Source organism: Pseudomonas flavescens (assembly GCF_013408425.1).
GTDB lineage: Bacteria > Pseudomonadota > Gammaproteobacteria > Pseudomonadales > Pseudomonadaceae > Aquipseudomonas > Aquipseudomonas fulva_A.
Genome location: NZ_JACBYV010000001.1, coordinates 4,486,590 through 4,499,661, shown reverse-complemented (window position 1 = coordinate 4,499,661; position 13,072 = coordinate 4,486,590). Strand labels below are relative to the sequence as shown.

At 62.4% G+C, this 13,072-nt stretch carries 12 protein-coding genes; 6 read left to right on the top strand and 6 right to left on the bottom strand.

The genetic code is table 11. The annotated features are described in order from the left end of the window. Positions 1 to 109 precede the first annotated feature (109 nt). The 3 genes from FHR27_RS20200 to betC all read right to left on the bottom strand — a co-directional run bounded on the left by FHR27_RS20200 (position 110) and on the right by betC (position 4,402). Positions 110 to 1,675, bottom strand: coding sequence for a SulP family inorganic anion transporter (locus FHR27_RS20200; RefSeq protein ID WP_042555906.1), 1,566 nt, complete (start codon positions 1,673 to 1,675; stop codon positions 110 to 112). A 188-nt stretch (positions 1,676 to 1,863) separates the two neighbouring features. Then, entirely contained in the window at positions 1,864 to 2,793 is a 930-nt protein-coding gene (choX, locus tag FHR27_RS20195; protein ID WP_179539386.1) for a choline ABC transporter substrate-binding protein, read from the bottom strand. Between the two features lie 100 nt (positions 2,794 to 2,893). Next, positions 2,894 to 4,402, bottom strand: coding sequence for a choline-sulfatase (gene betC / locus FHR27_RS20190; RefSeq protein ID WP_179539385.1), 1,509 nt, complete (start codon positions 4,400 to 4,402; stop codon positions 2,894 to 2,896). Between the two features lie 112 nt (positions 4,403 to 4,514). Between betC and FHR27_RS20185 the strand changes: the two genes are divergently transcribed. From FHR27_RS20185 to pbpG, 4 genes are all read left to right on the top strand, one after another. Next, a complete protein-coding gene (locus tag FHR27_RS20185; RefSeq protein WP_042555909.1) occupies positions 4,515 to 5,468 on the top strand; it encodes a choline sulfate utilization transcriptional regulator in 954 nt (317 codons plus the stop codon). Further along, positions 5,465 to 5,827: a DOPA 4,5-dioxygenase family protein gene (locus tag FHR27_RS20180; RefSeq protein WP_042555910.1), complete on the top strand. Its 363-nt coding sequence runs from the start codon at positions 5,465 to 5,467 to the stop codon at positions 5,825 to 5,827. Before FHR27_RS20185 ends, FHR27_RS20180 begins: the two co-directional genes overlap by 4 nt. A gap of 54 nt (positions 5,828 to 5,881) precedes the next feature. After that, a complete protein-coding gene (locus FHR27_RS20175; protein ID WP_042555911.1) occupies positions 5,882 to 6,745 on the top strand; it encodes a carboxylate/amino acid/amine transporter in 864 nt (287 codons plus the stop codon). Positions 6,746 to 6,919: 174 nt separating this feature from the next. Then, on the top strand, positions 6,920 to 7,825 hold the full coding sequence (gene pbpG / locus FHR27_RS20170) for a D-alanyl-D-alanine endopeptidase (protein ID WP_042555993.1): 906 nt from the start codon (positions 6,920 to 6,922) through the stop codon (positions 7,823 to 7,825). 1 nt (position 7,826) lies between these two features. On the opposite strand, the gene FHR27_RS20165 is transcribed toward pbpG, so the two are convergent. Then, positions 7,827 to 8,723 carry a LysR family transcriptional regulator gene (locus FHR27_RS20165; RefSeq protein ID WP_179539384.1) on the bottom strand — a complete coding sequence of 299 codons (897 nt, stop codon included), beginning with the start codon at positions 8,721 to 8,723 and terminating at the stop codon, positions 7,827 to 7,829. A gap of 218 nt (positions 8,724 to 8,941) precedes the next feature. Here FHR27_RS20165 and FHR27_RS20160 point away from each other — a divergent pair, with 218 nt between their 5' ends. Then, positions 8,942 to 9,553, top strand: coding sequence for an NAD(P)-dependent oxidoreductase (locus FHR27_RS20160; protein WP_179539383.1), 612 nt, complete (start codon positions 8,942 to 8,944; stop codon positions 9,551 to 9,553). Positions 9,554 to 9,684: 131 nt separating this feature from the next. Here the strand turns inward: FHR27_RS20160 and FHR27_RS20155 are convergent, their stop codons facing one another. Continuing rightward, on the bottom strand, positions 9,685 to 10,983 hold the full coding sequence (locus FHR27_RS20155; protein WP_042555913.1) for an Nramp family divalent metal transporter: 1,299 nt from the start codon (positions 10,981 to 10,983) through the stop codon (positions 9,685 to 9,687). A gap of 354 nt (positions 10,984 to 11,337) precedes the next feature. Between FHR27_RS20155 and FHR27_RS20150 the strand changes: the two genes are divergently transcribed. Further along, positions 11,338 to 12,288, top strand: a complete 951-nt coding sequence (locus tag FHR27_RS20150) for a 2-hydroxyacid dehydrogenase (RefSeq protein WP_179539382.1) — start codon at positions 11,338 to 11,340, stop codon at positions 12,286 to 12,288. 235 nt (positions 12,289 to 12,523) lie between these two features. Here the strand turns inward: FHR27_RS20150 and FHR27_RS20145 are convergent, their stop codons facing one another. Continuing rightward, positions 12,524 to 13,051 carry an REP-associated tyrosine transposase gene (locus FHR27_RS20145; protein WP_179539381.1) on the bottom strand — a complete coding sequence of 176 codons (528 nt, stop codon included), beginning with the start codon at positions 13,049 to 13,051 and terminating at the stop codon, positions 12,524 to 12,526. Positions 13,052 to 13,072 lie beyond the last annotated feature (21 nt).

Here is a 13,072-nt window from a genome sequence, read left to right as displayed (position 1 = left end):
GGCAAGCCGGCTCCTACAGGATCGTTGGTACTAGGCGAGCCTGGGGTGAGGTCAATTATCGCTTCCTGGGTATCACTGCGCTCGATGCCAGCGATGGCATTGGCCTTGTTCAATCTTCGAATTGCACGGGACAGGTGGGGCCTTCGAGTTTCTGGATTTCTTCGATCACGTGAGGGCGAGCGTGGCGCAGGACCAGTTGGCGGTTCTGGGTGTGCAGGCGGCGGGCTTCCAGGTGGAGCATTTCCACGCCGGCGTAATCGATGAAGTTGATGTGCCTGGCATCGACCACCACCCGCTCCCCACGGCTCAGTTGCAGCACCTGCTGCACGTAGTGGCAGGCACCGAAAAAGATCGAGCCCTCCAGGCGCAGCTGTTCGTCATCACCGTCGCGGGTGTATTTGAAGCGCGGTTGCGAGGTGCGTTTGAGGTAGAAGAACAGCGAGGCCAGCACGCCCGCGTAGATCGCCGTTTGCAGCTCCAGCAGCAGCGTGGCCAGCAGGGTCAGCAGCATCACCACGAACTCTGAACGGCTGACGCGCAGCAGCGCGCGGACCCCGGCGACATCCACCAGCCCCCAGCAGATCAGCAGAATCGCCGCCGCCATGCTGGGCAAGGCGATGTGGGCGATCAGCGCGGCGCAGAACAGCGCGAACGCCCCCACCAGCAGTGCAGAGAACACCCCGGCCAGTGGCGAAGTGGCGCCGCCTTGCAGGTTCAGCGCCGAGCGGGTGAAGGAACCAGCCGACATCGAGCCGGAGAACCAGGGACCGATCAGGTTGGACAGGCCCTGGGCACGCACCTCCTGATTGGCGTCCAGCACCTGCTGGGATTTGCTCGCCAGGGAGCGGGCGATGGACAGGCTGGTGACCAGCCCGAGCATGCCGCAGGCGATGGCGGCGGGCAGCAGTTGCAACAGGCTGTTGATCTCGACGTGCAGGGTGGTGAGCGGCGGCAGTTTGCCTTCGAAAGCGTTGACCAGGGTGATGCTGGCGAAGAACCCCGGCAGCGCGGCAACCAGCAGGCTACCGGCGATCACGCCGATCAGCAGCGCCGGCAAGCGCGGCCACAGGCGCCGGCACAGCAGGCTCACCGCCAGGGTGAAGATTGCCACCAGCACGGCGTGCCAGTCGGCCTGGTCGAGGTGCTGGAAGAGGTTGAGCAGCGTCGCCACGGCAGTGCGCTGGCTGTCGACCTGCAGGCCCAGCAGGTTGGGTAGCTGACCGAGCGCGATCACCACGGCGGCGCCGAGGGTGAAGCCAAGTACCACCGAGGGCGAGACGAAGTTGACCAGATTGCCGAAGCGCAGCAGCCCCAGCAGCCATTGGAAAAGCCCGGCGAGAAAGGTCAGTACCAGCACCAGCGCGACGAACTCCTCGCTGCCGGGCCTGGCCATGGGGCTGACGCTGGTGAACAGGACGATGGAAATGGCCGCAGTCGGCCCGCCGATCAGGTGCCACGACGAGCCCCACAGGCAGGCGATGATCACCGGCACGATGGCTGCGTACAGCCCGTACTCTGCTGGCAACCCGGCGATCAGTGCGTAGGCGATCGATTGCGGCAAGGCCAGAATGGCACCGCTGAGCCCGACCAGCAGATCCGTACCCAGGGTGCGCCGGGTGACACTCGGCCACCAGAGCAGGAAGGGCAACAGGCTGTAACGGCTGGGTAAGCGCATGCGTTCGCTCGGAGGCGGGTGATCAGGTGGCAAGCAGAGTAACAGAGGCTTTACTCATGATTTCCCGGATTGTTCGAGTGCATCGCGTGTATGGCTTTGGAAAGGCGAAAGCAGCCGTTCGTAGTCGGGGGCCAATTGGTGGGCTTTAGCCCACCAAATCGAAGGTCCGCTATCGCCTTTTAACTGCCTTACAGCTTGGCCTTCACCGCCGCGACCGCATCGCCGCCATCGCGGGTGGTGACGCCCTGCAACCAGCCGTCGATCACCTCGGGGTTGGCCTTGAGCCAGTCCTTCACGGCCTGGTCGTTGCTGGCCTGTTTGCTCAATACCTTGTCCATGATGGCGTTCTCCATGTCCTGGGTGAAGGTCAGGTTGCTCAGCAGCTTGCCCACGTTCGGGCACTGCGCCGCGTAGCCCTTGCGGGCCAAGGTGTTGACGCTGCCGCTCTCGCCAAAGTACTTCTCGCCGCCCTTGAGGTACTTCATGTCGTACTGCACGTTCATCGGGTGTGGCGTCCAACCGAGGAAGGCGACGAACTCGTCACGTCGCACGGCGCGGCCGACCTGCACCAGCATGGCCTGTTCGCTGGACTCGACCAGGGTCCAGTCCTTGAGGCCGAACTCGTTGGCGGCGATGATTTGCTTGATCGATTCGTTGGCCGGTGCGCCGGACGCGATGCCGTAGATCTTGCGGCCGAACTTGTCGGCGTGCTTTTCCAGGTCGGCGAAGGTTTTCACCCCGGCGTCATAGGCGTAGGTCGGCACGGCCAGGGTGTACTCGGTGCCATTGAGGTTTTGCGCGACCTTGTCCACCTTGCCGTTGGCGACGAACTTGTCGTAGTTGGCCTGCTGAGCTGGCATCCAGTTGCCGAGGAACACGTCGACCTGGCCCTTCTGCAGGCCGGCGAAAATGATCGGTACGCCGAGGGTCTGGGTCTGCACCTTGTAACCCAGGCCGTCGAGCACCAGGCTGGCGATGCCGTTGGTCACGGCGATGTCGCTCCAGCCCGGGTCGCCGAGCTTCACCGTGGCACAGCTGGCATCTTCGGCGTGGGCCTGGGAGGCGAGGGCGGCCGCCATGAACAGGCTGCTGGCGAAAGCCGTCTTGAATGTCTTCATGCCTATTTCCTTATGTTGATTTCTAGGTTGGCAGGCTATGCGACGCAGGCCTGCGCGCCGGGTTCCCGCGGTTTTCCGCTGGGTCACCCGACGCGCTGCATCACGGTTGGGGGAAGCGAGCGCGGCGCTCCAGATCGTCGAGGTCGATGTGGTTGCGCATGTACTGCTCGCTGGCGTCGACGATCGGCTGGTGATCCCAGCTTTTCAGCGCACCTTGGGTAAGGGCTTCGGCGACCAGGCGCCGCCGCCGCTGACTGGCCAGGGTCGCCCGGTGGATGGCGGGAATGTCCCAACGACCGCGTGCCTCGTCGAGGAACGACTCGACCTGCTGGCGATGGTCCCACGACTGGGCGAGGTTCTCGCGCTCCTGCGGATCGTTCGCCACGTTGAACAGCAGCAACGGGTCGTCTTCGGAGTAGATGAATTTCCACTCGCCGCGGCGAATCATCATCAGCGGGCTGGTGGTGCCCTCGGCCATGTACTCGCCGAGCACTTCGTCGTGGCCGCCAGTGCCCAGCAGGTGCGGCAGCAGCGAGCGGCCGTCGAGCGCCAGGCCCGGTTCGACCTGGCCGCCCGCCAGCTCCACCAGGGTCGGCAGCAGGTCGACGGTGGACACCGACTGGCTGACCCGGTGCGCGGCGAATCGCGCCGGTGCGTGGACCAGCAGCGGTACCCGGGCAGCCATCTCGAACCAGTGCATCTTGTACCAGAGGCCGCGCTCGCCAAGCATGTCGCCATGATCGCCGGAGAACACGATGATGGTGTCGTCGGCCAGCTTGCAGTCCTTGAGGGTCTTGAGCAGCTTGCCGATGTTGTCGTCGATGTAGCTGCAGGCACCGAAGTAGGCGCGCCGCGCGTCGCGGATCTTGTGCTCGGGCAGCGGCTTGTCCCACAGGTCGATGACCTTGAGCAGGCGCTGGGAATGAGGATCCTGCTCGGCCTGGTCGATCACCTGGCGGGGCAGGGGGATGTCGTCATCGTCGTAGCGATCCCAGTATTCCTCGGGGATGGTGTACGGGTCGTGCGGATGGGTCATCGATACGGTCAGGCAAAACGGCTGATCCGGCGTTACCCGCACGTGGTCGTAGAGGTATTGCTGCGCCTTGAACACCACCTCTTCGTCGAAGTCGAGCTGGTTGGTGCGCACGCAAGGGCCGGCCTGCAGCACCGAAGACATGTTGTGGTACCAGCTGGCGCGTACTTCTGGCTCATCCCAGTTCACGGCCCAGCCGTAGTCGGCGGGGTAGATGTCGCTGGTCAGGCGCTCTTCGTAACCGTGCAACTGATCGGGGCCGCAGAAGTGCATCTTGCCGGACAGCGCCGTGCGGTAGCCGAGGCGGCGCAGATAGTGAGCGTAGGTGGGGATGTCGGCAGGAAAATCGGCGGCGTTGTCGTAGGCACCGATCTGGCTGGGCAACTGGCCGCTGACCAGGGTGAAGCGCGATGGCGCGCACAGCGGGCTGTTGCAGTAGGCGGAATCGAACAACACGCCCTCGGCGGCCAGACGCTGCAGGTTGGGCACCTTGATCGGCGAAGCCGGGTCGTGCAGTGGCAACAGTGGCGCGGCCATCTGATCGGCCATGATGAAAAGGATGTTCGGGCGTTTCATGGCGGTTGGTGTTCCATATATTTGTTTTATGCGAGAGTGCTATTTCGATCATCCAGCCTCGCCAGGCATGGGTAAACCCGGATCAGGTACATGACTAGGATAAGCACAGCTTATGCTTAAGGCGCTCGAGGGAGTCTCTCTGGATGTGCTGCGGGTATTCGAGTCCGCAGCGCGACACTTGAGTTTCACTGCCGCGGCGGCTGAGCTCGGCAGCAGCCAACCGGCCATCAGCCAGCAGATCAAGCGGCTGGAAGAACGGTTGGCGACCCGTCTGTTCGACCGCGTGTACCGTGGCATCGTGCTGACCGAGGCGGGCGAAACCCTGCTGGGCCCGGTACAGGAGGGGTTGGCGGCCCTGGGTGCCGGTCTGGAGGCAGTGGTTGGTCGACAGCAGCATGAGGTGCTGCAGGTGGCCACCGACTTCGCCTTCGCCGCCTATTGGCTGATGCCACGGCTGCAGCGTTTTCATCAGCTGTATCCGGAGGTCGATGTCAGCCTGGTCACCAGCGAGCGTGACATGACCAGCCTGCCAGCGGAGATCGATGTGGCCATTTCCTTCGGGGACGGGCGTCTGAAGAACGGCCAGGTACACCTGTTGTTCAAGGAGGAGGTGTTTGCGGTGTGCAGTCCGCATCTGCTCAGCGGCCAGGGCGCCTGCGCCAATCAATTGCTGGCGCGTCTGCCGCTGCTGCATCTGCGCCCGGAGAGCCGCTCGCGCTGGTTCGACTGGAACGGCCTGTTCCGCGCCCTGGGAATCGCCGAAACGCCCAGCCCCGGCAGCCTGCGCTTCGACAACTACACCCTGCTGATCCAGGCCGCCATCGCCGGCCAGGGGGTCGCCATCGGCTGGCGGCATCTGGTCGACGAGCTACTGGCCCAGGGGTTGCTCAGCCGCGTTGACGGACGCACGGTAACCTCCGAGCTCGGCTATTACGTGGTGCTGCCCGAGCGCAAGCGGCGGGTGCGCCTGGTGCAGAACTTCGTCGACTGGTTGCAGGACGAACTGCTGCGCGAGACGCTACCGCCACCGCAGAGCCCTATCGATCCACGGGGAATCGCCATATGACCGATGTCCGTATTCGCGGCTATCACGCCCATGTGTACTTCGATGCCGGTAGCCTCGAGCAGGCGCGCGTGCTGTGCGAATCAGCGGCGGCACGCTTTGCCGTGAAGATGGGGCGCCTGCATCAGAAGGCGGTCGGGCCTCATCCCGACTGGAGTTGCCAGTTGGCCTTTCGCGCCGAGCTGTTCGGCGAAGTGATTCCCTGGCTGATGCTCAATCGCGGCGAGCTGGTGATCTTCATCCACCCGATCACCGGCAACGACCTGATCGACCACCGTGACCGCGCCCTGTGGATGGGCGCGGTACGGCCGCTGGATCTTTCCGGGCTGGCGGACGGCAGGCCGCTGACCTTCGAGCTCTGACGTAGGGCTTGCGGCGCGGTATGATCCGCGCCTGATTTTTCAAGAGCCCGCGCCATGCCTTACCTGCTCGCCGTCACCGTCCTCTGGGCGTTTTCCTTCAGCCTGATCGGCGAATACCTGGCGGGGCGGGTGGACAGCGATTTCGCCGTGCTGGCGCGGGTGGCCGTCGCGGCGCTGGTGTTCCTGCCGTTCACGCTCTGGCGTGGCTTGCCGCGGCGCTTGCTGGCGGGTTTCTGGCTGGCCGGGGCGTTGCAGTTCGGGGTGACCTACCTGTGTCTGTACCGCAGCTTCCAGGTGCTGACGGTACCCGAGGTGCTGCTGTTCACCGTGCTCACGCCGATCTACGTGACCCTGCTCGATGACGCCTTGGCGCGGCGTTTCAACCCCTGGGCCCTGCTCGCCGCACTGGTCGCGGTGGGCGGCGGCGTGGTGATTCGCTTCGAGCGCCTGGAGGGCGAGTACCTGATCGGTTTCCTGCTCCTGCAACTGGCCAATCTCACTTTCGCTGCCGGCCAGGTGCTGTGTCGCCAGTTGCTGATGCGCTACCCCACCGAGCAGCCGCTGCATCGTTTCTTCGGCCACTTCTTCCTGGGTGCGATGCTGCTGGTGCTGCCGTCGTTCCTGCTCTTCGGCAACCCGGACAAGCTGCCGCAGACCGCGCTGCAGTGGGGCATCCTGCTGTGGATGGGGCTGTTCGCCACGGCTCTGGGGCTGTTCTGGTGGGTCAAGGGCAGCATCAAGGTGGATGCCGGCACCCTAGCGGTGATGAACGAGCTGCATGTGCCTGCTGGTTTGGTGGTGAACCTGCTGATCTGGAACCGCGATGCGGATATTCCGCGCCTGGCTCTGGGTGGCGCGATCATCCTCGCTTCGTTGTGGCTGAACCGTCTCGGCCGTCGACGCACTATCGCCAGCTGATCCATTTATCGGACAATGGGAACCCTGCTTGACGGGTGCTAACATCGCACCTTCAATTGCATACGCAATCAGCTGTTTTTCAAACCCTATTTGCTTAGGCAATAGGTCCACGGATGATGTTCTTTCATCGGCATGGAGCGCCTCTTAGCCATCTCTTGCCCAGTGAATGCCATCGTGAATATTCGTCGCCCCTTCGCCAGTCTCGCTCTGGCCTGCCTGTTCATCGTTTCCCCGCTGGCTGCCAAGGCTGCCGCCCCCGCCAAACAGGAACTCGCTTCCGGTAGCGCGCTGCTGGTCGACCTGACCACCGACAAGGTGCTGTACTCCAGCAACCCCGACATGGTGGTGCCGATCGCCTCGGTCACCAAGCTGATGACCGCCATGGTCACCCTGGATGCCAAGCTGCCACTCAACGAGCAACTGCCGGTGATCATCCGCGACGTGCATGACATGCGTGGTGTGTATTCCCGCGTACGCATCGGCAGTGAGATCAGCCGCCGGGAAATGCTCCTGCTGACCCTGATGTCGTCCGAGAACCGGGCGGCCTCCAGCCTGGCCCATCACTACCCGGGTGGCGTCACCGCCTTCGTCGCCGCCATGAATGCCAAGGCCCGTGCTCTGGGCATGACCCAGACCCGCTATGTCGAGCCGACAGGCCTGTCGGAGCACAACGTTTCCAGCGCCAACGATCTGGTGAAGCTGCTCAAGGCAACGCGCAAGTACCCGCTGATCGGTGAGCTCAGCTCGACCGGGGAAAAGACCGTGGCGTTCCACAAACCCAATTACACCCTGGGCTTCCGCAATACCAACGCACTGACGCGCAAGGCTGGCTGGGACGTGCAACTGACCAAGACCGGCTTCACCAACCGTGCCGGGCACTGCCTGGTGATGCGTACCACCATGGCGGGCAAACCCGTGGCGTTCGTGGTGCTCGACGCGTTCGGCAAGTACACCCACATGGCTGACGCCAGCCGCCTGCGCAAGTGGGTGGAGACTGGCAAGGTCACGCCGGTGGCACCCGCTGCTCTGGCCTACAAGCAGCAGCGTGCCTCGCAGCGCCAGTTGCAGGCTGCCCAGTAAGCTACTGCCAGAGCGGATCGCTGGCCAGGCGCTGGGCGATGAAGTCCAGCAGGGTACGCAGCGCCGGCAGCATCTGTCGGCGTGATGCATAGATTGCATGCACACCCAGGGACTGCGGTTGCCAGTCCGGTAGCAGGCGTACCAGGCGGCCGTCCTCGAGCATGGCTGCGGTCGCGTAAAGCGGCTGCATGCAGATGCCGCCATCGTTGAGGGCCGCCTCCAGCAGCACGGCGGTGTCATTGCTGCTGAGGTTGCCGTCCACCGCCACTTCCTCTTCGCTATCGGCCTGTTCGAAACGCCAGACGCTGCGCCCGAAATAGCTGTAGGTCAGGCAATTGTGCTGTGCCAGATCCTGCGGTCGCTGCGGCAACCCGGCGCGTGCCAGGTAGCCTGGCGACGCGCATACCACGGAATGGCAGGTGCCCAGGTGGCGTGCCACCTGATTGGGCTCCAGCTGATTGGTGATGCGCAGCGCCAGGTCGATGCGCTCCTCCACCAGATTCACCGCCTGGCTGTTGACCAGCAGGTCGATCGAGGTATTGGGGTAGCGCGCCAGGTAGTCGACCAGCATCGGGCTCAGCCATGTCTGGGCGAAGGACTGGCTGCTGGCGATACGCAGGTTGCCGCTGGGCCCGTCAGTGGCCTTTATGCCGGTAGTGCGCATCATCTCGGCGGTGTGCAGCATCTCCCGGCAGTGAGGCAACAGTTCGGTGCCCACCTGGGTCAGGCTCAACTTGCGCGTGGTGCGGTGCAGCAGGCGTGCGCCGACCCACCCCTCCAGTGCCGCCAGGTAGCGCGACACCATGGCCCGGGAGAGATCCAGATGCTCCGCGGCGGCGGTCTGGCTGCCGCGATCCACCACTTCGACGAAAACGCGGGTTGCTGTGAGTCTGTCCATGATTCGCTCGATTCATGCAACTGAGTTGGGTCGATTATGCGGCTTTTCGAGGGTTTTGCAGCGAGTAAGCTCACTGTTCATCCATCGGCAGTGGTACGGAGATGATCCGCTCATTCCAGCTACTTGGTGCTTTATCGCTGCTGGCGCTAGCTGCGTTCGCCGCTGCTGGCAGCGAGCTGGCTGCCGATCGCTCATCAGCCGTCAAATCGGAGAATGCCATGAAGGTCGTCGTACTAGGTGTCAGCGGGCGTGCAGGTTCGCGTCTGCGTCATGAACTGCTGCAGCGTGGCCATCAGGTCACCGGTATCGCCCGTGATGTCAGTGCAGTGCCTGCGCAGGAAGGCCTGACCCTGGCCAGCGCTGACGTGGCCGATGTCCAGCGTCTGGTGCCGTTGCTCAAGGGCCATGACGCCGTCATCAGTTCCACTCGATTCGTCGGCAGCGATGCCGCCAGCCTGATCGAGGCCGTGGAAGCTGCAGGCGTGTCGCGTCTGCTCGTCGTGGGTGGTGCTGGGAGCCTGGAGGTGGCGCCGGGTGTCGCGTTGATCGACACGCCGGAATTCCCTGCGGCCTACAAGGATGAGGCGGGGGCCGGGCGTGATTTCCTCAACGTGCTGCGTGGCGAGAAAGAGCTCGACTGGACCTTCCTGTCGCCGTCGGCGCTGTTCGAGCCAGGCCAGCGCACAGGCAAATTCCGTATCGGCAAGGACAGCCTGCTGGTCGATGCACAAGGCAACAGCTCGATCTCCATGGAAGACTTCGCCATCGCACTGGTCGATGAGCTGGAGCAGCCAGAGCACTCGCGTCAGCGCTTCACCGTCGGCTACTGAGGCCGTTCCGAGCGGCAGGCCGAATAAAAAAACGCGGCTCAAGCACCTCCACATTCGGCAATAGTGGAGGTGACTTGGCCGCGTCGCAGGGCCTTGGCTTCATTCAAGGCAAGTTGCTAGGGAGTCCTGTATCAGGCCAGCAGTTGCATACCCAGCTGGATGGCCACCCAGACCGCCAGGATGGTGGCGGCGCCGAGCGCGATGTTCTCGAACCAGTTGTTGCAGTACTTGCCGAGCAGCTTCTTCTGGTTGGACATGATCAGCAGGCCCAGGGAGATCACTGGCAGGCCGACGATGTTCAAGGCGTTGACCGCAATGGTCAGGGTCACGAAGTCCGGCATGCCCGGCAGCGACCAGACCAGCGGGGTGATCAAGATGAACAGCAGGAACCACTTGTGCAGCGGGTCTTTGTGGAACGTGCTGCCATATTTCTCGCGACGCTTGGGCACGATGTGGTGCAGAGCATCGGTGATCAGCATCGGGAACGCGGTGGTCTTGCCGGCAACGCTGGCGAATAGTGTGGCGAACGCGCCGACGAAGAACAGGTACCAGCCGGTCGGGCCGAAGAACATCTGCAATGCCGTGCCCAGATCACCCAGGGTCTCGACCTGCAGGCCGTTCGGACGCAGAATTTCCGCACCCACCACCCAGATCGCCAGGTTGATGATGATGCCGACGAACACGGCGAACAGCAGATCGTTGCGCTGAATGCGCTTGTGTTCCGGGCCCGTCCAGCCTTTCTCCTTCATCACGTAGGGCAGCACGAAGTTGGCGATGGAGCCGGCTACCGCGCCGATCACCGATACGGCGACGATCAGTGCGCCATGCACACCCTCATCCGGCGGAATGCTGAAGCCGATGGTGCCGGCAGCGATGCCGCCCCAATCCGGGCCGGCCATCAGTGCCAGGGCAATGAATGCCAGGGTCATCAGGCACAGCAGGCCCTTCATCACCCCTTCGATCAACGAGTAGATACTGCGCCCGACCAGCAGCCAGACAGCGATGGCGACGGCAACCGAGCACAGCAGTGGTGCATTCCAGCCGATCAGGGTGGCCAGTGCTTCACCGGCACCCTTGAGCATGTAGGCGTTGGTGAGGTGGCCCATCAGCAGGGCGTAGCCGAACATGAACCAGGCGAAGCTGGGGTGCAGTTGCGCATAACCCCCGAGGATGCTCATTCCCTGGTTATTGCACAGCTGGAAGCGCGCCATGATGTTGACGATGAGGAAGCGTAGGAGAAGGGAGACGGCCAGTACCCACATCATGGCGTAGCCATAGTTGGCGCCTGCCACCGAAGAGGTGATCAGGTCGCCGGCACCTAGCCAGGAGAGTACGGCGATGATGCCGGGGCCGAGCATTTTGAGTAGTTTGCCGAGGGTAGAGCCAGAACTGCTTTCAGCAGTCTTTTCGAGGACTTCAGTGCGGGCCATGCGTGGGCCTCCGATTATTTTTGTTGGAATGACACCAGCTGGGTATTACGACATCACACAACTTGTCCGAGTTCAAGAGTGCCCGAAATTTTTAGTATCATCCTGTTGGTAGCGCTATCTATTTTTTCTTAATTAAAAATCAATGAGTTACGTTTGAATTGTGCAAATGTTACTGAATGTTTTCTGGCGATGGGCGGTCTTCTGACGTTGCCATATTGCGTTAGTCATAATACAACTGGGTGAAATCAAGCCATTCGCCGCACCTGGCCTCGTCGGAAAATTCCGGCTTTCAGGTGCCGCGTCACAGGCTCCAGAGGTCGAAAACGGCGCTCTACACGTTCAGAGGAGATACCGATGACTGCTTCAAATGCGCGTCCACAACTATTGATGATCGGGCCGTTGTTGCCGAGTCTGGTGGAACGAATCGCCGAACAGTACGAGATCCACCGCTACTGGGAATTGGCCGATGCCGATGCCTGGGTTCGTGAGAATGGCGGGCGTATCGACGGTATCGCCACAAGCGGTGTATTCGGCGCCAAGGCCGAGCTGATCGAGGCCCTGCCCAACCTCAAGGCCATCATCAGCTTCGGTGTTGGATATGATTCGATCGCCGTTGAAACGGCAAAGAAAAAAGGGGTAACGGTTACCAACACACCTGGTGTTCTGGATAACTGCGTGGCCGATACCGCGGTATCGATCCTGCTCGCGCTGGGCCGCCGAATCAGCGAGGCGGATCGTTTCGTGCGCAAGGGGGAGTGGGAGAAAGGGCGCTTCCCGCTCTCCGGCAGTATCGGCGGCAAGGTGTGCGGCATCGTCGGTATGGGCAACATCGGCCGGGCGATCGCCAAGCGGGTCGAAGCGTTCGGCATGACAGTGGCCTACCACAATCGCCGTCGCCGCGATGACGTCGACTATGCCTATCACGAGACCCTGGAAGGCCTGCTCGAAGCGGCCGACTACGCCGTGCTGGTGGTACCGGGTGGCAGCTCTACCGATAAGTTGATCGGTGCCGAGCAATTGCGTGCGCTGGGTCCGCAGGGCTATCTGGTGAATATTGCCCGTGGCACCGTGGTGGACGAACAGGCCCTGGTCGAAGCCCTGCAGAACGGCACCATCGCCGGTGCCGCTCTCGACGTGTTCGCCGAAGAACCCAAGGTACCTGCAGAGCTCCTGGCGCTGGACAACGTGGTGCTTACCCCGCATATCGGCAGCGGCACTCACGAGACCCGCCAGGCCATGGCCGACCTGTTCTTCGCCAATCTCGACGGCGTATTCAAGCAGGGCAAGGCCGTTACCGAGGTTTGATCCCTGTCAGGAGGGAGTGACCAGGCGGGCTGAACGCAGTTCTCCTCAGGTAGGGTGGGCTTCAGCCCACCGGTCACCAATCAACCACTTGCCTTTTCATTCTCCGAATCCCCCGTCGAGCTCAGTCCCGCCAGCCCAATCCTGCGGGTGAATGCCCTGCATGACATAGCGGTGAAAACCAGAATAGCCTGGTAGGGTGGGCTTCAGCCCACCACAGCGAATCAAACGGCCAACCTCACTCTCCAAATGCTCCATCCCGATCACCCCCACCTGCCCAATCCGCTGGGAGAATCCCTTGTTCGACATAGCGGTGCAAACTCGAATATGGCCAGTCGCCAACCCTTTTCACCAAGCCGTGCCTGACCGGGTTGTAATGGATGTAATCAACATGCCTTGCCAGATCATCGGCGTCACGAATTCGATGCTCCCAGAATCGACGCTGCCAGATTCCCTTTTCACGTTTCCGTACTTTGCTGGCGCTCACATCAGGAGAAGCCGGCAGGCCTCTTGAAAACCCACTCTTGATCGAACTCCAACGTCGCGCATAGGCGTTATCACCCTCCGGCAACCTCCAGACTGCGTGCAGATGATCTGGAAGCACGCAGATGGCAATGGTCTGGAAAGGCATGTAACTGGCTGTCGTACCGTAAGCACGGCGCAACAGTTGAATGGCATCGGTCAGCACAGTCGATCGGCGATTCGCCAGGGTCACGGTGAAGAAATAGGTGCCGCCCGGCATCCATTCGCGGCGGTAATTGGGCATATGGCAATCCTTTGCCTGATG

Bases quoted from the DNA above. Each gene is read 5' to 3' on its own strand.
- FHR27_RS20200 (WP_042555906.1), bottom strand. From the start codon at position 1,675: ATGCGCTTACCCAGCCGTTACAGCCTGTTGCCCTTCCTGCTCTGGTGG.
- choX (WP_179539386.1), bottom strand. From the start codon at position 2,793: ATGAAGACATTCAAGACGGCTTTCGCCAGCAGCCTGTTCATGGCGGCC.
- betC (WP_179539385.1), bottom strand. From the start codon at position 4,402: ATGAAACGCCCGAACATCCTTTTCATCATGGCCGATCAGATGGCCGCG.
- FHR27_RS20185 (WP_042555909.1), top strand. From the start codon at position 4,515: ATGCTTAAGGCGCTCGAGGGAGTCTCTCTGGATGTGCTGCGGGTATTC.
- FHR27_RS20180 (WP_042555910.1), top strand. From the start codon at position 5,465: ATGACCGATGTCCGTATTCGCGGCTATCACGCCCATGTGTACTTCGAT.
- FHR27_RS20175 (WP_042555911.1), top strand. From the start codon at position 5,882: ATGCCTTACCTGCTCGCCGTCACCGTCCTCTGGGCGTTTTCCTTCAGC.
- FHR27_RS20165 (WP_179539384.1), bottom strand. From the start codon at position 8,723: ATGGACAGACTCACAGCAACCCGCGTTTTCGTCGAAGTGGTGGATCGC.
- FHR27_RS20160 (WP_179539383.1), top strand. From the start codon at position 8,942: ATGAAGGTCGTCGTACTAGGTGTCAGCGGGCGTGCAGGTTCGCGTCTG.
- FHR27_RS20155 (WP_042555913.1), bottom strand. From the start codon at position 10,983: ATGGCCCGCACTGAAGTCCTCGAAAAGACTGCTGAAAGCAGTTCTGGC.
- FHR27_RS20150 (WP_179539382.1), top strand. From the start codon at position 11,338: ATGACTGCTTCAAATGCGCGTCCACAACTATTGATGATCGGGCCGTTG.
- FHR27_RS20145 (WP_179539381.1), bottom strand. From the start codon at position 13,051: ATGCCCAATTACCGCCGCGAATGGATGCCGGGCGGCACCTATTTCTTC.